General features: G+C 41.8%; 23 protein-coding genes. 19 read left to right on the top strand and 4 right to left on the bottom strand.

The window, feature by feature from the left end:
* Positions 1-4 precede the first annotated feature (4 nt).
* The gene (locus NSS65_RS12125; RefSeq protein ID WP_259455941.1) at positions 5-733 is read left to right on the top strand and encodes a GDSL-type esterase/lipase family protein; all 729 of its coding nucleotides are present in this window, start codon (positions 5-7) and stop codon (positions 731-733) included.
* A gap of 78 nt (positions 734-811) precedes the next feature.
* Entirely contained in the window at positions 812-961 is a 150-nt protein-coding gene (locus NSS65_RS12120) for a hypothetical protein (protein ID WP_162842499.1), read from the top strand.
* A gap of 135 nt (positions 962-1096) precedes the next feature.
* Here the strand turns inward: NSS65_RS12120 and NSS65_RS12115 are convergent, their stop codons facing one another.
* Complete coding sequence (locus tag NSS65_RS12115) at positions 1097-1237, bottom strand: sporulation histidine kinase inhibitor Sda (RefSeq protein WP_003217327.1); 141 nt, start codon at positions 1235-1237, stop codon at positions 1097-1099.
* Between the two features lie 361 nt (positions 1238-1598).
* Here NSS65_RS12115 and NSS65_RS12110 point away from each other — a divergent pair, with 361 nt between their 5' ends.
* Genes NSS65_RS12110 through NSS65_RS12075 form a run of 8 tightly spaced genes read left to right on the top strand, consistent with a single transcriptional unit; the run spans position 1599 to position 6617 of the window.
* Positions 1599-2120 carry a YqeG family HAD IIIA-type phosphatase gene (locus NSS65_RS12110; RefSeq protein WP_008356191.1) on the top strand — a complete coding sequence of 174 codons (522 nt, stop codon included), beginning with the start codon at positions 1599-1601 and terminating at the stop codon, positions 2118-2120.
* Between the two features lie 2 nt (positions 2121-2122).
* Positions 2123-3223 carry a ribosome biogenesis GTPase YqeH gene (gene yqeH / locus NSS65_RS12105; protein ID WP_034661381.1) on the top strand — a complete coding sequence of 367 codons (1101 nt, stop codon included), beginning with the start codon at positions 2123-2125 and terminating at the stop codon, positions 3221-3223.
* A gap of 21 nt (positions 3224-3244) precedes the next feature.
* Positions 3245-4087 (top strand): shikimate dehydrogenase, encoded by an 843-nt coding sequence (aroE, locus tag NSS65_RS12100; RefSeq protein ID WP_061109378.1) that lies wholly within the window; start codon positions 3245-3247, stop codon positions 4085-4087.
* Positions 4081-4371 carry a ribosome assembly RNA-binding protein YhbY gene (gene yhbY, locus NSS65_RS12095; protein ID WP_008342507.1) on the top strand — a complete coding sequence of 97 codons (291 nt, stop codon included), beginning with the start codon at positions 4081-4083 and terminating at the stop codon, positions 4369-4371. The genes aroE and yhbY overlap by 7 nt, the downstream gene beginning before the upstream one ends.
* Before the next feature lie 13 nt (positions 4372-4384).
* The gene (locus NSS65_RS12090) at positions 4385-4954 is read left to right on the top strand and encodes a nicotinate-nucleotide adenylyltransferase (RefSeq protein ID WP_070326485.1); all 570 of its coding nucleotides are present in this window, start codon (positions 4385-4387) and stop codon (positions 4952-4954) included.
* Positions 4944-5507, top strand: coding sequence for a bis(5'-nucleosyl)-tetraphosphatase (symmetrical) YqeK (gene yqeK / locus NSS65_RS12085; protein ID WP_111926437.1), 564 nt, complete (start codon positions 4944-4946; stop codon positions 5505-5507). The genes NSS65_RS12090 and yqeK overlap by 11 nt, the downstream gene beginning before the upstream one ends.
* 13 nt (positions 5508-5520) lie before the next feature.
* Positions 5521-5877 (top strand): ribosome silencing factor, encoded by a 357-nt coding sequence (gene rsfS / locus NSS65_RS12080; RefSeq protein ID WP_003217467.1) that lies wholly within the window; start codon positions 5521-5523, stop codon positions 5875-5877.
* Positions 5874-6617 carry a class I SAM-dependent methyltransferase gene (locus NSS65_RS12075; RefSeq protein WP_041106941.1) on the top strand — a complete coding sequence of 248 codons (744 nt, stop codon included), beginning with the start codon at positions 5874-5876 and terminating at the stop codon, positions 6615-6617. The genes rsfS and NSS65_RS12075 overlap by 4 nt, the downstream gene beginning before the upstream one ends.
* Before the next feature lie 48 nt (positions 6618-6665).
* Here the strand turns inward: NSS65_RS12075 and comER are convergent, their stop codons facing one another.
* The gene (gene comER, locus NSS65_RS12070; protein ID WP_024423047.1) at positions 6666-7514 is read right to left on the bottom strand and encodes a late competence protein ComER; all 849 of its coding nucleotides are present in this window, start codon (positions 7512-7514) and stop codon (positions 6666-6668) included.
* 90 nt (positions 7515-7604) lie between these two features.
* Here comER and NSS65_RS12065 point away from each other — a divergent pair, with 90 nt between their 5' ends.
* From NSS65_RS12065 to NSS65_RS12055, 3 genes are all read left to right on the top strand, one after another.
* Complete coding sequence (locus NSS65_RS12065) at positions 7605-8234, top strand: helix-hairpin-helix domain-containing protein (protein WP_046311827.1); 630 nt, start codon at positions 7605-7607, stop codon at positions 8232-8234.
* A gap of 65 nt (positions 8235-8299) precedes the next feature.
* The gene (locus tag NSS65_RS12060) at positions 8300-8869 is read left to right on the top strand and encodes a ComE operon protein 2 (RefSeq protein ID WP_024423045.1); all 570 of its coding nucleotides are present in this window, start codon (positions 8300-8302) and stop codon (positions 8867-8869) included.
* On the top strand, positions 8862-11189 hold the full coding sequence (locus NSS65_RS12055) for a DNA internalization-related competence protein ComEC/Rec2 (protein ID WP_144496339.1): 2328 nt from the start codon (positions 8862-8864) through the stop codon (positions 11187-11189). Before NSS65_RS12060 ends, NSS65_RS12055 begins: the two co-directional genes overlap by 8 nt.
* Positions 11190-11228: 39 nt before the next feature.
* Here the strand turns inward: NSS65_RS12055 and NSS65_RS12050 are convergent, their stop codons facing one another.
* Positions 11229-11363, bottom strand: a complete 135-nt coding sequence (locus NSS65_RS12050) for a YqzM family protein (protein WP_012010638.1) — start codon at positions 11361-11363, stop codon at positions 11229-11231.
* A gap of 236 nt (positions 11364-11599) precedes the next feature.
* Here NSS65_RS12050 and holA point away from each other — a divergent pair, with 236 nt between their 5' ends.
* Positions 11600-12619, top strand: a complete 1020-nt coding sequence (gene holA, locus NSS65_RS12045; protein WP_034280095.1) for a DNA polymerase III subunit delta — start codon at positions 11600-11602, stop codon at positions 12617-12619.
* A gap of 134 nt (positions 12620-12753) precedes the next feature.
* On the opposite strand, the gene rpsT is transcribed toward holA, so the two are convergent.
* On the bottom strand, positions 12754-13020 hold the full coding sequence (rpsT, locus tag NSS65_RS12040; protein ID WP_024423042.1) for a 30S ribosomal protein S20: 267 nt from the start codon (positions 13018-13020) through the stop codon (positions 12754-12756).
* A gap of 198 nt (positions 13021-13218) precedes the next feature.
* On the opposite strand from rpsT, the gene gpr reads away from it, so the two are divergent.
* The 5 genes from gpr (at position 13219) to hemW (ending at position 19189) form a co-directional block, all read left to right on the top strand.
* The gene (gene gpr, locus NSS65_RS12035) at positions 13219-14334 is read left to right on the top strand and encodes a GPR endopeptidase (protein ID WP_144496229.1); all 1116 of its coding nucleotides are present in this window, start codon (positions 13219-13221) and stop codon (positions 14332-14334) included.
* Positions 14335-14400: 66 nt separating this feature from the next.
* On the top strand, positions 14401-15609 hold the full coding sequence (locus NSS65_RS12030; RefSeq protein ID WP_046311822.1) for a stage II sporulation protein P: 1209 nt from the start codon (positions 14401-14403) through the stop codon (positions 15607-15609).
* 13 nt (positions 15610-15622) lie between these two features.
* The gene (locus NSS65_RS12025) at positions 15623-15955 is read left to right on the top strand and encodes a YqxA family protein (RefSeq protein ID WP_024423039.1); all 333 of its coding nucleotides are present in this window, start codon (positions 15623-15625) and stop codon (positions 15953-15955) included.
* 141 nt (positions 15956-16096) lie between these two features.
* Positions 16097-17935, top strand: a complete 1839-nt coding sequence (lepA, locus tag NSS65_RS12020) for a translation elongation factor 4 (protein ID WP_024423038.1) — start codon at positions 16097-16099, stop codon at positions 17933-17935.
* Between the two features lie 114 nt (positions 17936-18049).
* A complete protein-coding gene (hemW, locus tag NSS65_RS12015; protein WP_075623535.1) occupies positions 18050-19189 on the top strand; it encodes a radical SAM family heme chaperone HemW in 1140 nt (379 codons plus the stop codon).
* Positions 19190-19239: the final 50 nt, after the last annotated feature.

The raw sequence follows: 19239 nt of genomic DNA, 5'->3' as shown, positions 1-19239 counted from the left end.
TGTTGTGAAGAAATATGTTTTCCTTTTCATCCTATTATGTGTTGCTGCTGGATGCTCTAAGCCAGTACAAGAAAGCGTCATTGCATTTGGTGACAGCAATACAAGAGGATCAAACTGGGACTTTCGAGATTATCCAACATCTGAAAAATGGGTGAATCTCATGAAAAACGTCGAGCGCGGCCAAATTCAAGTGAAGAATGCAGGCATTGGCGGGCAGACGACTGAAGACGCGAAACTGCGCTTTGAGCAGGATATTTTAAACCAGAAACCAACTTACGTCCTCATCATGTTCGGCACGAATGATGCGGCGATTTTAGACGGGAAACATCCCCGAGTGACGAAAAAACGGTTTAAAGAAAATTTAATCTACTTTGTTTCTGAAAGTAGAAAAGAAGGCATAACCCCGATTCTCATGACCTGTGTGCCTGTTGTAGAAGGCGGGAAAAAGGGCTTGTATTATTACTCTAGATATAAGTCATCTTATTTTGCCGGGAGAGGCGGGGCAAGAGCCTGGCAAAACTCTTATAATGATATCACCAGAGAAGTAGCGAATGATGAGCAGGTGCCGCTTGTCGACAACTGGAAAGCTTTCATCCGAGAAGCTGGAGAAGATAGTGATCATGCCCTGATTCAGTCAGGTTTGATCGACCCTTCTGGCAATCATATGACACCAAAAGGGGCGAGAATTATTTATAACGAAATCAAAGAGCGTGATGTCATCAAACATTTTTAAATGATGGCCATCTGCCTAAACAAGACCATCCATCCAGCATAGTCTAACAGTATATCTTCCTAGAAGGAGGTAACTGATATGTGGGGATGTCCTTATCCTTACCCTGCGTGTTCGCCTTATCCAGCACAAGGAGCAGGAATCGGTTACGCTTTTCTTGTTGTGTTCCTTGTGGTCATTTTAGTCGTAGGCGGAGGGTTATGGTTTTGGAATGAACAGCCTTGCAATTAAGACACCTCTTCTTTCATCAGAAGGGGTGTTTTTTACGGAAAATAGTAGTAAGCCTATAGCGCAAGTGATATAATATCAGTCACCTGAGTTTAAAAAAGGAGAGTGCTCGGGAGGCATGGTTCCTGTGATATGGAATTAAGAGGAAACAGAGAGCATATGCCCGAGCGAACGTCTTTTCATTTCTGTCTCAATTAATTCAATGAAGTCGCGATTTAAGTTCATTTCATTTGCTTTATAATACGATTCTATAAGTAAATCATCTGACAGCTTTTTCATACTAGAAACCCATATGATGGGAAAAACACCTCCCCTGAAAAAGTTGGCATAAAATTTGAGGAAAAGACATATCATCATAGGTTGATCGACTGTCTTTGAAGTACCTTTAATCTACCATGAATGGGAAACAAGAACAATCGTTCTGTTATCCACATGGTTAAGTGGATAACTTGTGGGTAGAGTGTTTATAATTGAATGAAAGCGTGATGGAATATAGGTGGATAATGTGTGTAAAATTATCCACACCTGTTGAAGGTCCTCATCATATGTCGAAAACTTTTTCATTGTATTCGATAGACAGACAAATTGTGATTTGATTCGACACAATCGCTGAAAACCAATGGAAGAAAGGGTGCAAATTGTGCTAAAGAAGTATTTCTTACCGGATGAATTTGTGAAAAGTATTTTCCACATTTCACCGCAAAAATTAAAAGAACGAAATGTAAAAGGAATTATTACCGATCTAGATAACACACTAGTAGAATGGGACCGTCCAAGTGCGACACCGCGCTTAATTGAATGGTTTCAAGAAATGAAAGATCACGGGATACAAGTGACGATTGTATCGAACAATAATGAAAAAAGGGTCAAGCTTTTTTCTGAACCGGTTCATATTCCGTTTATTTATAAAGCGAGAAAGCCTATGGGAAGAGCCTTTAATAAGGCAGTCGCTGATATGCAGTTGAAAAAAGAAGATGTGGTTGTCATTGGAGATCAGCTCATGACAGATGTTCTTGGCGGGAATCGTCATGGCTTCCATACGATTTTGGTCGTTCCTGTTGCTGCCTCGGACGGATTTTTCACAAAGTTTAACAGGCAGATTGAACGCAGAATTTTAGGAGCCTTAAAGCGTAAGGGCCACATTCAGTGGGAGGAAGAGTAATAATGGAAAAGGTTGTTTGTATTGGCTGCGGTGTAGCCATTCAGACGGAAGATAAAGATCAATTAGGATATGCGCCGGCAGCATCTCTATTGAAAGAAGATGTGATCTGTCAGCGCTGTTTTAGGTTAAAGAACTACAATGAGATTCAAGATGTTTCTTTAACAGAAGACGACTTTTTAAATATATTGCACAGCATTGGAGAGACAGATTCTCTCATTGTGAAGGTCGTTGATATTTTTGACTTTAACGGAAGCTGGATCAATGGACTGAGCCGTATTGTCGGCGGTAATCCGATTTTACTTGTCGGCAACAAAGTGGATATTTTACCGAAATCCGTGAAAAAAGATCGTCTGATTCATTGGATGAAACGGGAAGCAAAGGAAAACGGATTAAACCCTATCGATGTTTTCTTGATCAGTGCAAGCAGAGGCCAGGGCGTACCTGAGGTGATGGAAGCGATCGATCATTACCGCGAGGGAAGAAATGTCTATGTCGTCGGCTGTACGAATGTTGGAAAATCAACATTTATCAATCGAATCATCAAAGAAGTATCTGGCGAAGAGAACGTTATTACTACATCCCAATATCCAGGTACTACACTTGATGCGATTGAAATTCCGCTTGATGACGGGTCTGCTTTATTTGATACGCCGGGCATCATCAACCGCCATCAAATGGCGCACTATGTCAGCAAAAATGACTTGAAGATTTTAACGCCGAAAAAAGAATTGAAACCGAGAACGTTCCAATTAAATGAAGCACAAACGCTTTATTTTGGCGGACTGGCTCGTTTTGATTACGTAAAAGGCGGCAGAACATCATTTGTCTGCTATATGCCAAATGAGCTGAACATTCACCGTACAAAGCTGGAGAACGCAGATGATTTATATGAAAAACATGCAGGGGAACTGCTGTCACCGCCATCAAAAGAGGGAATGGAAGATTTCCCGCCGCTCGTTCCGCATACCTTTACCATTGATCAGCCAAAAATGGACATCGTCTTTTCAGGTTTAGGCTGGGTCACTGCAAATGATGCGGGCAAGCAAATCAAAGTTTATGCGCCAAAAGGCGTTCATGTGTTTATGAGACGTTCGTTAATTTAAATGTTAAAAGGGGGAGAGACCTTGAAACCTTTATACGGAGTAATCGGTAACCCTGTTGGCCACTCAATGTCTCCGGATATTCATAATGCAGCATTAAAGGATGCTGGAATTGATGGACATTATCATGGCTTTCAAGTAGAAAGTGATGACCTGAAAGATGCGATTAGCGGCATGAAAGCCTTAGGAATCAGCGGCATTAACGTCACTGTTCCTCACAAGGTAGAAATCATGCAGTACCTCGACAAAATTGATGTGACAGCTGAACGCCTCGGTGCCGTCAATACGGTGAGGCTCGAAGGAGATCAGCTCGTTGGGTACAATACAGATGGAGAAGGCTTCCTTCATTCATTGCTTGAAGCCTTGGATCAGCCGTTATCAGAGCTGTCATTTCTCTTGATTGGTGCTGGCGGAGCGGCAAGAGCGATTTATACGACAATTGCTCAGTATGCACCGAAGAGCTTTGATATTACGAACCGCACCATTGAAAAAGCTGAAGCTTTAATTGAAAGTGCAGAGGGGAAAATCACATCTCAAGCAATCACATTAAATGCAGCAGAAGAGCGGCTTGGGGAATATGATGTCATCATCCATACGACCTCGATCGGCATGTATCCGAATGTTGAAGAAACCCCGATTTCTTTAGCGAACGCAAAAAAAACAGCGGTCGTTTGTGATATTGTGTATAATCCAATAGAAACAAAACTGCTCAGTGAAGCAGCAGGTTTAGGCTTGAAAACAGTGGATGGGGTTGGCATGTTTGTTGGACAAGCAGTAAGAGCCTTTGAACTGTGGACAGGCATTACGCCTGACGCCGGAAAAATGAAGTCAATTGTCATAGAGAAATTAGGAGGAACACCATGTTAAAAGGTAAGCAAAAACGTTTTTTACGTGCACAAGCACATCATTTATCACCTATTTTTCAAGTTGGAAAAGGCGGGGTAAATGACAATATGGTCAAGCAAATTTCCGAGGCGCTTGAAGCAAGAGAACTGTTAAAGGTCAGCGTATTGCAAAATTGCGACGAGGACAAAACGGAAGTTGCGAAAGCACTTGTAAAAGGTGCAAAGGCTGAGCTCGTTCAAACGATCGGAAATGTGATTGTCCTTTACAAAGAATCTAAGGAAAATAAACAAATTAAGCTGCCGTAAAGGTGGATGCGATATGAAAAAAATAGGGTTGTTCGGCGGTACGTTTGATCCTCCCCATAACGGGCATTTGCTGATGGCAAGTGAGGTGCGGATTCAAGTGGGGCTTGATGAAATTTGGTTTATCCCAAACCATATGCCTCCTCATAAAACTGGACGGAAACGAGCAGATAGTTATCACCGGATAAAAATGGTGGAGGCGGCGATTCAGTCAAATCCATATTTTCGGCTCGAGCTCATTGAAATGGAACGGGAGGGTCCGTCTTATACGGTAGATACAGTCGATCTGTTAAAGAAGCGTCATCCAGAAGATCAGTTCTTTTTTATGATAGGAGCGGACATGGTCGAGTATTTGCCAAAATGGCATCGGATCGATGATTTGCTTCAAATGATCACCTTTATTGGGATGAAAAGGCCGGGTTACGTTGGAAGTACGGGATATCCTGTTTTATTTGCAGATGTTCCAGCTTTTGATGTATCATCGACATTGATTAGGCAGCGAATAGAGCAGGGGAACCCTGTCGATTATTTGATTCCGAAAGCTGTTGAGCGTTATATAAAGGAGCATCATTTATATGAATCGTGAAGAAGCATTGAACTGTGTCAAAGAGCAGTTAACAGAGCATAGATATACACATACACTCGGAGTCATGGAGACAGCCATTTCATTAGCGGAACGGTTCGGTGCAGATGTGAAAAAAGCAGAGATCGCCGCTATTTTTCATGATTATGCGAAATTTAGACCAAAAGAAGAAATGAAGGGGATTATCCAAAAAGAACAGATGAACCCTTTATTACTTGAATATTCGCCCGAGCTTTGGCACGCCCCGGTTGGTGCCTATTTGGTCAAAAAAGAAGCTGGAATTGATGATCAAGATGTGTTAACAGCTATTGAATTTCATACTTCCGGCAGACCAGACATGACCTTACTTGAAAAAGTCATTTATGTCGCAGATTATATTGAACCAGGACGTCATTTCCCTGGTGTCGAAGAAGTAAGGGAGTTAGCAGAACATGATCTAGATCGTGCACTGATCCAATCATTAAAAAACACCATCAGTTTTCTAATGAAAAAGAATCAGCCAGTCTTTCCAGATACGCTTGCTACTTACAACTCGCTTGTGCATAAGAAGAACTAAGGAGGAATTTTGGATGGATTCATCATCAATTTTAAACGTCGCAGCAGGAGCATGCGATGATAAACGGGCTGAGGATATTATTGCCCTTAATATGCAAGGAATCTCACTTGTTGCAGATTATTTTCTCATTTGTCACGGGAATTCTGATAAACAAGTGCAAGCCATTGCAAGAGAAGTAAAACATCTTGCAGAGGAAAGCGGAATCGAAGTGAAGAAGATGGAAGGCTTTGATGAAGCAAGATGGGTATTGATTGACCTAGGTGATGTCATTGCCCATGTGTTCCACAAAGAAGAAAGAGGATACTACAATCTAGAAAAGCTATGGGGAGATGCGCCAAGAGAAACCCTTTCACTTGGCATTAACTCATGATTTATCAAGGGTTTGCAGGTGTGTATGACGAGCTCATGACACATGCACCTTATGATGAATGGGTTCAGTGGATCCAGCAGTATATGAAGCCGAATGCTGCCATCATCGATGTAGGCTGTGGAACTGGAGAGATTTCTCTTCGGTTAGCTGAAAAGGGCCACAAGGTCACAGGAATTGACCTCAGTGAAGAAATGCTGGCCTTCGCGCAGCAAAAAGCGCAGGCGAAAAAGCAGTCGATTCAATTTTTACATCAAGATATGAGAGAGGTTACGGGCTTTGAGCAAGCCTTCCAGGCAGCCGTTATTTGCTGTGATTCCTTGAATTACTTAAAAAACGAAAATGACGTCAAAAAAACCTTTAAAAACATGTTTCAGCTTTTAGAGGCAGATGGGGTTTTACTTTTTGATGTTCATACGCCTTATAAAATGGAAGAGGTATTCCCGGGTTCGACTTATGCAGATCAAGATGAAGAGATCAGCTATATTTGGCAGAGTGATAAAGGGGATGACATGTATTCGGTCATTCATGATTTAAGCTTTTTTGTAAAGGACGGAGACATGTATCAACGTTATGATGAGACACATGAACAGCGCACATTTCCATTTGAAACATATGCAGCGTTCCTTGAGTCCGCTGGCTTTGAACAAATAGAAGTGACTGCTGATTTTACAAATGAAGCCCCCGGTGAATTCGCCGAAAGGTATTTCATCTCAGCTAAGAAACCAAAAACCATCGTTTAATAGAACGATGGTTTTTTAAAACCCTTTTTTCGCTTGTTGCAAAGATGATTAATTTCTGCGATCATCAGTGAACACGCTTGGCGGATATTGATGCGCAACCGCTTCTAGATCTTCATCGAATTTTTCATGGGTGTTTTGAAAGAGACGGTGAAACATATCTTGCACACCTGCTTCAAGTGCTTTAATGCCTTCACCAGTGACGCCGCCTTTCACACATACTTTGTCTTGCAGTGTCGGAAGGGTATAGACTCTTTTTTCAATCAAACGGCCAAGACCAACAAGCATATCCTCTGATAAGGTGGTGGCTTCTTCTTTAGAAATATCCGTTTCTTCTACGGCTGCTTCAATCATTTTCTGAACGAGAAAACTGATAAAAGCAGGTCCGCAGCTGACAATATCGGAAGCCGCTCTTGTAATTGAATGATGGATCTCGATAGGTGTTGAAATGCACGAAGCTAACTGTCTTAACGCAGTTTTCGTCGCGGCATTGCATGATGAACCAAAAGTTAAAAGTGATGCGCCTGATAAAGCGCGGTTTGTAATGCTTGGAATCAGCCTGGCTGTTTGACAAGGAACGATATCCTGAAGCTGTTCAGGATGAACCGGACTTGTAATGATGACAATGGTTTGCTGCTCCGTTAAAAGAGGGCTCAGCTCTTTTAAAAGTGGATAAATATCAAGTGGTTTGACACAAACAAAAATGAAATCTTTATTCGTGACAGCCCCTGAAAGCTGTTTCGTTACTTCAAGCTCTGGATGGTTCTTTTTTATATTGAACGCTTTTTCAATGGTTCGGTTTGTAATAGTAATCGATGAGGGATTGACTGCCTTTGATTCAATAAATGCCTCAGTAAGTATGGTACCCATGTTTCCTGTACCGATTAACCCTATATTCAAACGTTCTCCCTCCTTAGACGCATTGGATCTGTTATCTTCTAAACAGTATGTTGAGCAGTAGAAAAATATGATTGAAAGAAGCGTGAGTAAGTGAAACGACTCATTTCATTAAAAAAATACAGTCTTTATATCGCCGCTGGACTCATAGTCGTGATCATCTTCAGTTTCTTCTTTTTCACTGGAAAAGGAGAGGGCAACAGAGAGCCAAGTGTATTGAAGGAAAATAAAGACATACAAGTCACATTAGAAGACAAACAAGAAAAGACAGAAAAAGAGCCATCGACGATTTTTGTAGAGGTCAAAGGAGCTGTAAGGAAGCCAGGTGTTTATACGTTTCAATCTGATGCTCGGGTAGAGGAAGCGATTCAAAGGGCAGGAGGCTTTACCAGCAAAGCAGACTCGATTGAAATCAACCAAGCAGCTAAATTAGAGGATAGTATGATGATTTATGTTCGTAAGCAGGGGGAAGCGGAAAGAGAGGCGCAAACAGCATCAGCTGACGCATCAACGGGCGTTGAAAAGAGTGAAGGTGTGAATGTCAATCAGGCCGATGCAGCCGAATTGCAAACCATTAACGGCATAGGACCAGCTAAAGCCGAAGCTATCATTATGTATAGAGAGGAACACGGAGAATTTCAACAAATTGAAGACTTGCGGAACATTTCAGGTTTTGGGGAAAAGACGATTGAACGGCTGAAAAGTCAATTGACCGTGAAGTAGAATTGACGTTAGAGAAGAAAGGCATGTACACTTAATATCAACCATCATTCTGGAGGGATCAGCTCGTGGAAAGAATTTCATGGAATCAATATTTTATGGCACAAAGCCATTTGCTTGCTTTACGAAGCACCTGTGAGCGGTTAGCTGTTGGAGCGACCATCGTAAGGGACAAGCGCATCATTGCAGGGGGGTATAATGGCTCCATTGCCGGTGATGTTCATTGTGCGGATGTAGGGTGCTATGTCATTGATCATCACTGTGTTCGCACCATCCATGCGGAAATGAATGCTATTTTACAATGTGCCAAATTTGGTGCACCTACAGCTGATGCTGAAATATATGTCACACATTTTCCTTGTTTACAGTGCTGTAAAGCCATCATTCAAGCGGGCATTCGAACAGTGTACTATGCAAAGGATTATAAAAATCATCCATATGCGATTGATTTATTCGAGCAGGCGGGTGTTCAAACAGAGCAAGTTGAATTAGATGAAATGATCATCGACTTAAAAAATCAAGAAAAATTGGCCTTTGTTGCAGATTTAATTGGGAAGCTGAGTGAATCAGGACTTAGCGAAACAGAAATTCGCGATATGCATGAGAAGGCGAATCAATTATTTACTTCCTATGTTTAAATATTTGCCGTTTGGGGCAATTTCAGCAGCTGTTGGAATTGCTCTGGCTGCATATCATCTTCATATGTATTTCCTTCTCTTTCTTCTCATCATATTACTTCTCAGCCTACTGAAAAAAATGCCTCAGCTCTTTTTAATGGTCAGCCTATGCGGTGCTGTCTATATACTCATTTTTATGATTCATGAGTCTCTTGAAACGGATCAACCCGTACTAGAAAAATTCCTATCTGGTTCCGTTTTGATTGAAAGTATTCCGAAAACAGATGGCAATCGTTTTTCAGCGACTGTTTCAACAGACCATGAACAACTAGCCACTTTTTATACAATTCAAACAGAGCGTGAAAAAGAGGCATTAAAAGAGGTAGAACCTGGTATGAGCTGTCACATGACAGGTGATGTTCGTCCAGCAAAGCACGCAACCATTCCTAACGGGTTTCAATACGATCAATTTTTAAAATCAAAAGGAATTGACGCCATTTTTCTGCCACAGTCGATCAAAAACTGTACAAAAAAAGACGGGTCTTCCTATTTTCTTCAAGTGATAAGGCAAAAGGGTTTGAAATTTTTAGAAGATCATGTGCCTAAACACTCTGTTGGCATTGTACAGGCACTTATTTTTGGCGATCGTGAGTTGATAGAACCTGACACATTAAGAGATTATCAAATGCTCGGCATTATTCATTTACTAGCAATCTCAGGACTGCATGTGCAAACGCTTCTTGCATGTTTATTTTGGTGTCTCCTTCGTGTGGGCGTGACAAGAGAGACAGCACGTATTCTTCTCTTATGTTTTCTTCCTATTTATGCTTGTTTGACAGGTGCTGCACCATCTGTTTTAAGAGCTTGCCTCATGGCAGGAATCTATTTAGTGATGACTAGTCTGCCAAAAGAAATGAAACAGCCTTCTGCTGTGGTATTAAGTGCAACATTTTTACTCTTATTAGCGATTCATCCTCTTTATTTATTTGATATCGGATTTCAGCTTTCATTCGCGGTCACGTTTTTTATTTTGTTATCGACTAGGATTTTATCAAAAGCAAAAAGTTCAGTCATGCAATTATTCCTGATTTCCTTTATTGCACAGCTTGCTTCACTTCCTGTTCTTTTATATCATTTTCATCAATTCTCTTTACTGAGTGTACCTTTGAACATGATATTTGTTCCTTTTTATACGACGGTCGTTATGCCGCTGTCCTTACTCTTTTTTATTCTAACTATGATTTATCTTCCGCTTGGACAAACATTGTTTCAGCTGCTTGATTCGGTGATTCAGCTTAGTCATCAATTGTCAGCCAATATGGCTGTTTTTGATGAATTCAACTTGATTTTTATGAAGTCTGCTTGGTGGCATATTCTGCTTGAGGTGAGCGCCTTAATTGTTCTGTTATTTGTGATGGAGAGCAAAACTTCTGTGAAATCCTATGCACTGCCGATCCTTTTTCTTATTGGTGTCTTGAGTGCACACTATTTCACCCCGAATTTTCTCGAAAAAGGGGAAGTGACAATGCTGGATGTAGGACAGGGGGATAGTTTGTTTATTCAGCTGCCCTATCGAAAGGGGCATCTGCTTGTGGATACAGGAGGCAGACTTTCTTTTGAAGAAGAACCGTGGAAAAAAAGACGTAAGGTGTCTACGATCGGTGATCAAACGCTGATCCCGTTTCTGCATTCTAAAGGAATAGCAAAACTTGATGTTCTTATTCTCACGCATGCGGATCAAGACCATATGGGAGAAGCAGCTCGTTTAATCAAACGAAATAAAGTAAAGCGGCTGGCTATTCCAAAAGGCTTTGCACGGAGTCCAGAGGATGTGGAGCTGTTAAAAGAAGCAGCTGATCAAGGGATCATGCTTGATGAATTAGAGAGAGGAGATCAGCTTCAGATTGGAGAGCAAATATTTCAGGTCCTTCATCCATCGCGTGATTGGGTTACAACTAAGAATAATGATTCACTCGTTTTGACATTTACTCTAGGCGGGAAGCGGTTTCTGCTCACTGGAGATCTTGAACAAGAAGGGGAGCGAGACATGATAGAAGCCTTTCCTCATCTGCGGGCAGATATCTTAAAGGTTGGACATCACGGGAGTAAAGGGTCAACAAGCGAAGAATGGCTTCAGCATCTCAAGCCCTCACATGCACTCATTTCAGCAGGTGAACGCAATCGTTATCAGCATCCACATCAGGAAGTTTTGAAAAAATTAAAGGACCAGCAAATGAAGGTGTATCGTACAGATACCGACGGGAGCGTGACGTATGAATTTCTCGATGAGGAAGGAACGTTTTACACTCATCCTCCATATGATATCTTACAAAATCAATAAAAAAACTGCCAAAACGGCAGTCATGTAACCTTCATGAAGTTAAGATCCAACGAGGTGTATAATGGTTGCCAAAATAAACATTGAGGCGAAAAATCCGAATGTGACGATAAAACCAACGGCTGAGTCGGTCACATCATTCCGCTTGCTTTGAACATTTTTTTCAAATTCATTCATTTTCATCCCTCCTGGCTAATTTTAGTATACTTGAACTCATTTGGAATTGCTAGAAGGTAAAGTAACCGTTTTCCATTTTATGATCATTTTATGAATATCGTCTGACAGCAGGCTGACCCGGGAGCTTGCGCCGGACGTTTACTATAAATGAGGAGGCGGCACTTTCAGCTTCCTCTTTACTAATGTCTTCACACACTTTAGGATAGAGGAGGAAGTGAAAGAGAGGGAGTCAATTGATGGTCTTTGATGTATGGAATAATTTAAAACGAGGGGATATCCATCCCGTTTATTGCTTATATGGGAAAGAAACATATTTACTGCAAGAAACCGCTGCTAAATTGAGACAAGCTGTAGTAGAGGAAGAAACGAAGGATTTTAATTACTCCGTCTTCGATATGGAAGAAGTGCCGCTTGAACAGGCTGTGACGGATGCAGAAACATTTCCGTTTATGGGAGAACGACGTCTCGTCGTGATCAAGAATCCTTATTTTCTTACAGCTGAAAAGAAAAAGGAAAAGATTGAGCATGAGCTTTCTGTGTTAGAAGCTTATTTAGAAAAGCCAGCGCCCTATACCATTCTCGTGTTATTGGCACCATATGAAAAGCTGGATGAGCGTAAGAAAATCACCAAATTGCTAAAAAAGAAAGCTGCTGTCGTTGAGGCGAAAGAGTTAAACCCAAAAGAAACAACTGATTTCACCATCACACTGGTGAAGACAGAAGGAAAGACGATTACATCTGAAGCGGCTGAGCAGCTTGTGATGCTATGCGGCGGAAGTCTCTCCTCTCTATTCCAAGAGGTTCGGAAGCTAAGTACATATATTGGAGAGCGGGAAGAAATTGAGTTAGCAGATGTCAATCAGCTCGTTGCAAGAAGCTTAGAGCAAAATATTTTCGAGCTGATTAATCAAATCGTAAACAGACGCCGCTCTGAGGCCATGCAGATGTTTTATGACCTGCTGAAGCAAAATGAGGAACCCATTAAAATATTAGCACTCATTTCAACTCAATTTCGATTGATTTTGCAGACGAAGTACTTCGCTCAGCAAGGATATGGACAAAAACAAATTGCTTCAAATCTAAAAGTCCATCCGTTTCGGGTCAAACTTGCGATGGATCAGGCAAGACTGTTTTCAGAAGAAGAGCTCAAGCAGATCGTCAAAGAGCTTTCAACGATTGATTATGAAATGAAAACCGGTAAAAAGGACAAGCAGCTGCTGTTAGAATTGTTCCTGCTTCGTTTGTTAGGCGCTTGAACATAAAAAAACGACCTTCTAAAAAGAGGGTCGTTTTTGTTTAGATGTATAATTGCCAGTCTGTCCTTAAGGCTCGGCCGGTCAGGACGGACGTACAGTTAAACAGGTGCCTCATCACTGAGGCGTTGCAAGCATTATGCAGAAAGTCCGTTTACTTGTTTAGCAAGTCTTGATTTGTAACGCGCAGCTGCGTTTTTGTGTACAAGACCAGTTTTAACGGCTTTGTCAATGCGTTTTGCAGCAGAAGCAAGAGCAGCTTTTGCTTGCTCAGCATCGTTGTTAGCTACAGAAACTTCAACTTGTTTAATCGCAGTACGCATCGCAGACTTGATTGTTACGTTATGTGCACGGCGTTCGTTATTCGTTTTTGTACGTTTGATCGCTGATTTAATATTTGGCATGTGTTTCACCTCCTAAGATACAACCTAAACACAATTGTCTTAAGGTTAAATCTTCACAATAGAACAAATTGTATTCTATCAAACACACCTTTAGAATGCAATATAAATGTAAAGTATTTTTCATTGATGACGTACTCGAATGTTTCTTTCAAGAGATGGAAAGACTACTGTTAATTACTTGGTGGAAGGAGTCTTTTTATGGAGAAACAGAAACTTGATTTAAGCGTTTATCAAATCCGGACAGACCTCGCTGTTGAAACAAAAGAGATACTAGAACAAGAGAACAATCCGAATGTCGTCAAAAAGGACGGGATCCAAGGGATTGTCGAAAAGGAAAAAGAAGAGCAGGGCATCCGCATACGTACTGTGGAAATCACGAAAGAAGGGGAGGAGCTGACCGGCAAAAAGGCAGGGACATACTTGACGTTTGAGGCGCAAGGTATTCGAGAGAAAGACTCTGAGATGCAAGAAAAAGTCGTTGAAGTCTTTGCCCATCATTTTGCTCAGTTTTTAAAAGACCGAGGCATTCAGGCTGATGCAAGCTGCCTTGTAGTAGGGCTGGGAAACTGGAATGTTACGCCAGATGCACTAGGTCCTCTCACAGTTGAAAACCTGCTTGTAACCCGCCATCTCTTTGAATTGCAGCCGGAAAATGTTCAGGAAGGCTATCGCCCGGTTTCTTCTTTGTCACCTGGTGTGATGGGACTGACCGGTATTGAAACAAGTGACATTATCCAAGGCGTGATCGAGCGGTCTAAGCCTGATTTTGTCATCGCGGTCGATGCCCTTGCTGCTCGTGCGGTGGAACGAGTGAATACAACCATTCAAATTTCTGATACAGGTATCCATCCCGGCTCTGGTGTAGGGAATAAGCGAAAAGAATTAAGCAAAGAAACATTGGGAATTCCAGTGATTGCGATTGGCGTTCCGACAGTGGTGGATGCAGTAACCATTGCAAGTGACACAATTGATTATGTCTTAAAGCATTTTGGTAGAGAACTAAAAGATGATAGACCATCCCGCTCTCTTGTGCCGGCTGGTTTGACATTCGGGAAGAAAAAAGTGCTTAACGAAGAGGACTTGCCAGATGAAGAAACGCGTCAATCATTCTTAGGCATCGTAGGAACCCTTCCTGAAGAAGAGAAAAGGCAGCTGATCCACGAAGTGCTTGCGCCCCTGGGGCAAAATTTAATGGTCACGCCTAAGGAAGTCGATACATTCATTGATGATATGGCAAACGTACTTGCCAACGGATTAAACACAGCGCTTCATCAAAAAATCACTCAAGATAACATGGGTTCATATAATCATTAATCGGTTCTACTTTCTCTAGCTCGCTCATAGTGTAATTACTAGAAAGCGTGCTGGAGGGAGTAAATCATGAAAAAAAGACCCCGCCGTCCTCGACAGTTGGTCGTTGCGATTAATGGAACGAAAGTAGTAAAAAGCATCTTCTTATTTATTGCCTCTCTTGTTGTGGTGTTTGTGATATCAGGGGCTTTGACCTCTTTAAAACCCGAGCTGAGGCCGCAAGCCTCGTTATATGGTGTAGCAGATGAGCTCTCTGGCGCATTTTTTGCCACATTAATGGGCATGGAAAACCAATATTTCGCCTCAGCAGTTCCAGAAGCTCAAAAAGGATTTCATTTCTCTGGGCTGTCACTGAAGCTTGCAACCAGTATTAATTTAGAAGACCCGCGCAGTTTCCTAGGAAGAGAACTCCCAGGATTTGAACATTTTGATACAAAAATCATCTTAGCGGGTGAAGGAACAGACTATACCAATATGCCAATGGAATCGCCGCCGCCTAGTGAAGTAATCCAAGATGAAAAAGAAGCAAATTTGGCTGAGCTGGACAAGCTCGATGATGATACGCCGAAAAAGCCTGCCAAAGAACCGGACCGGTCAACAGGAAAACGAAAAGCTGTGTACATTTATCACACACATAATACGGAATCATATTTACCATTTTTAAAAGGAGAAACGAATCCAAATAATGCACGGCACTCAAAAGTGAATGTCACCCTTGTCGGCGACATGTTTGGAAAGGCGCTTGATCAGCAAGGAATCGGCAATACAGTCGACAAAACGGAAATTGAAAAAAGACTGTTAAAAAAAGGATTAAAGTATCCGCAGTCTTATAATGAATCAAGATTGGTCGTGAAAGAAGCCTTAGCGAAAAATGATGACCTCGATTATTTAATTGATATTCACCGGGACTCAAGAAGAAAGAAAGATACGACTGTCGAAATCAAAGGGAAGAAATATGCGAGAATTGCGTTTGTTGTTGGGAAGAAGAATCAAAGCTATGAGAAAAACTTAAAGCTTGCGACAGAGTTCCACCATTTGATGGAGAAAAAATATAAAGGTCTTAGTGTCGGTGTGTTTGCCAAAGGAGAAATTGGCGATAATGGAATCTATAATCAAGATTTATCCGACAAAGCCCTTCTTTTAGAATTTGGTGGAGTAGATAATAATATGGAAGAATTGAGAAATGCATCCAATGCGGCAGCTGATGTATTCAGCGATATTTTCTGGGACGCGGAAAAGGTTGACGGCAAAGCAAAGGATGAGAAAAAACGCTCTTAAGGTGGTGACGGGGATGGGCTCATTTATTGGAAAAACCATTATTTTAGGATTGGTCTTGCTGTTTGGTGTCTTTTTAGGAATGCAGCAAGCGAATAATGGCATGCTGCAAATGAAGGGCTACCATGATCCGCAATTAAAAGGAGCTTTCTCCATTCAAATGAACGACAATGAAGAGAAGGAAGCTTCTATCTTAGGAACGGCTGTTACAGAAAAGGATCTTGCCGAAAAACAAAAACAGTTGGAGGAAATAGAGGGCTTTAATGCCTTTTCCAAGGCAGGAAAAGCCCTGTCTGATGGCATGACACATGCAGCCCGTTCTCTTTATGATTGGGTGAATGGGAAATAAACGAATTTCATGAGATATCACCCTTTTGATCAAAGCCGCTGACCAATAAGCGGCTTTTCTTGATTTCGATTGAATCTTTACAGCCCTATTGATATAATCTAACCTAGCGCAACCCGCGTTTTATAGTAGGAGTGATAGATTGTGACAGATAAAGAAAAACGATTAGAACGGCAATCAAGAATTCGAAATTTCTCCATTATCGCCCATATTGACCATGGGAAATCCACATTGGCGGACCGTATTTTGGAAAAAACGGCGGCGATTACGCAGCGAGAAATGAAAGAACAATTGCTTGATTCCATGGATTTAGAGCGTGAACGCGGCATAACGATTAAATTAAACTCTGTCCAGCTGAAGTATAAGGCGAAGGATGGAGAAGAATATATCATGCACCTGATTGATACACCAGGGCATGTCGACTTCACCTATGAGGTATCTCGAAGCCTAGCTGCCTGTGAGGGTGCGATTCTCGTAGTAGATGCAGCACAAGGAATTGAAGCACAGACACTTGCGAACGTTTATTTAGCTCTTGATAACAACTTAGAAATTCTTCCGATTATCAACAAAATCGATCTGCCAAGTGCAGAGCCTGAGCGTGTAAGAGAAGAAATTGAAGATGTCATCGGGTTGGATGCGTCTGAAGCTGTTCTCACCTCTGCTAAGGCGGGTATTGGAATCGAGGATATTTTAGAACAAATCGTTGAAAAGGTGCCGGCTCCCGCTGGAGATCCAGAAGCACCACTTCAAGCCCTTATTTTTGATTCTCTCTACGATGCGTATCGCGGCGTTATTGCGTACATACGAATTGTCGAAGGAACCGTCAGACCTGGTCAGAAAATTAAAATGATGGCGACGGGAAAAGAATTTGAAGTACTTGAAGTTGGCGTTTTCACACCAAAAGCCATGCCAACAGACGAACTCACCGTTGGAGATGTTGGCTACTTAACCGCTGCAATTAAAAATGTCGGTGATACACGAGTAGGGGATACGATCACTAGTGCGGAGAACCCTGCGAAAGAAGCACTTCCAGGATACAGAAAGCTAAACCCAATGGTATACTGCGGACTTTATCCGATTGATACAGCAAAATACAACGATTTACGAGAAGCGTTAGAAAAGCTTGAATTAAATGATTCTTCACTTCAATATGAGGCAGAGACATCCCAAGCACTTGGCTTCGGTTTCCGCTGCGGCTTCCTTGGAATGCTTCATATGGAAATCATACAAGAACGGATTGAACGTGAATTTAAAATTGATCTGATTACGACAGCGCCAAGTGTTATTTATGATGTATATATGACAGATGGAGAAAAAATCGTCGTAGATAACCCATCCAATCTGCCTGATCCGCAAAAGATTGAGCGAATTGAAGAACCGTATGTAAAAGCCACAATGATGGTGCCGAATGACTATGTAGGCTCTGTGATGGAGCTTTGCCAAGGAAAGCGCGGGAATTTCATTGATATGCAGTATCTTGATGCGAACCGCGTGAGCATTGTGTACGAAATTCCTTTGGCAGAGATCGTATACGAATTCTTTGATCAGCTAAAGTCCAACACAAAAGGCTATGCGTCCTTTGATTATGAGCTGATTGGCTATCGTCCTTCGACGCTGGTGAAGATGGATATCATGCTGAATGGAGAAAAAATCGATGCCCTTTCCTTTATTGTTCACCGCGATTATGCATATGAACGAGGCAAGATCATCGTAGAAAAGCTAAAAGAATTGATTCCACGCCAGCACTTTGAAGTGCCGGTTCAAGCAGCGATCGGTCAAAAAATCGTTGCTCGTTCCACCATTAAAGCGATGCGTAAAAACGTACTTGCTAAATGTTATGGTGGAGACATTTCCCGGAAAAGAAAGCTTCTTGAGAAGCAAAAAGAAGGGAAAAAGCGCATGAAGCAAGTGGGGTCTGTTGAAGTCCCGCAAGAAGCATTTATGGCCGTGCTGAAGATGGACGACAGCACACCGAAAAAATAAAATCCTCAAGGCTACCTGCTTTACAATGTCTGCCTTGACGTTTATAGTCGATAACAAACAAAGACGCCGCAGCGATAAACTGCGGCTCTTTACCTGTAAAGAAGGTGTCATCAAATGAAAGCAGCATACATTCACATTCCATTTTGTGAGCATATTTGCCACTATTGTGATTTCAATAAATTTTTCATTAAAACGCAGCCAGTCGACGAATACTTAGCGGCTCTTGAGACAGAGATGCAGCACACGATCGAGCAAAAAGGCGAGCAGGAACTAAAGACGATTTTTATTGGCGGGGGAACCCCGACATCACTGACTGTCAGCCAGCTAGACCAGCTCATGAACAGCATTCACCGCGTATTAAAGCCGACAAAAAACCTGATTGAATTTGCAGTAGAAGCAAACCCAGACGAATTATCGCTTGAGAAACTGCATGTGCTTAAAGCAGCCGGCGTGAATCGGCTGAGCTTTGGCGTTCAAACTTTTGAAGACGATTTGCTCAAGAAAATTGGACGAGTTCATCAAAAGAAGGATGTCCTTACATCCTTTGAGCGAGCTAGAGCGGTTGGATTTGACAATATTAGCCTTGATCTCATGTTTGGCTTGCCGCATCAAGAAAAGCATCATGTGATGAATTCACTTGAGACGGCTTTCTCGCTGGGGGCAGAGCATTATTCGGTTTACTCACTCATCGTCGAGCCGAAAACCGTTTTTTACAACTTAATGCAAAAAGGAAAACTTCATTTACCGCCGCAAGAACGTGAGGCTGAAATGTATGAGCTTGTGATGGATGAAATGGAGCGCCATGGATTAAAGCAGTACGAAATTAGCAATTACGCCAAACCTGGCTTTGAAAGCCAGCATAACCTGACCTATTGGAGCAATGAAGATTACTTTGGTTTTGGTGCAGGCGCACACGGGTATGTAGATGGCATCCGAAATGTGAACGCAGGGCCGGTGAAACATTATTTGGAGCTGATTGACCAAACAGGGTTCCCGTATAAGGAAACACATCAGGTCACAAAAGCAGAGCAAATAGAAGAAGAAATGTTTTTAGGTCTTCGAAAAATCGAAGGGGTGAAAAGCGCTGATTTCCAAGCAAAATATGGTGCTGCACCAGAAGCACTTTTTTCCACTGTTCTTGAAGATTTAGAAGAAAAAGGCCTCATTGTAAAAGATGACATGGGGATACGTTTAACAAGAAAAGGAAAATTGTTAGGCAATGAAGTATTTCAAGCGTTTCTCGGTGAGTTATAATTGACATTTTAATTTGAGTTTGGTAATTTTGTTTATACAATTAGCACTCG

Origin of the sequence: Bacillus sp. FSL K6-1006, from assembly GCF_038593175.1 — a bacterium.
Classification (GTDB): domain Bacteria; phylum Bacillota; class Bacilli; order Bacillales; family Bacillaceae; genus Bacillus; species Bacillus safensis.
This window is presented reverse-complemented; position numbering and strand designations above follow the sequence as displayed.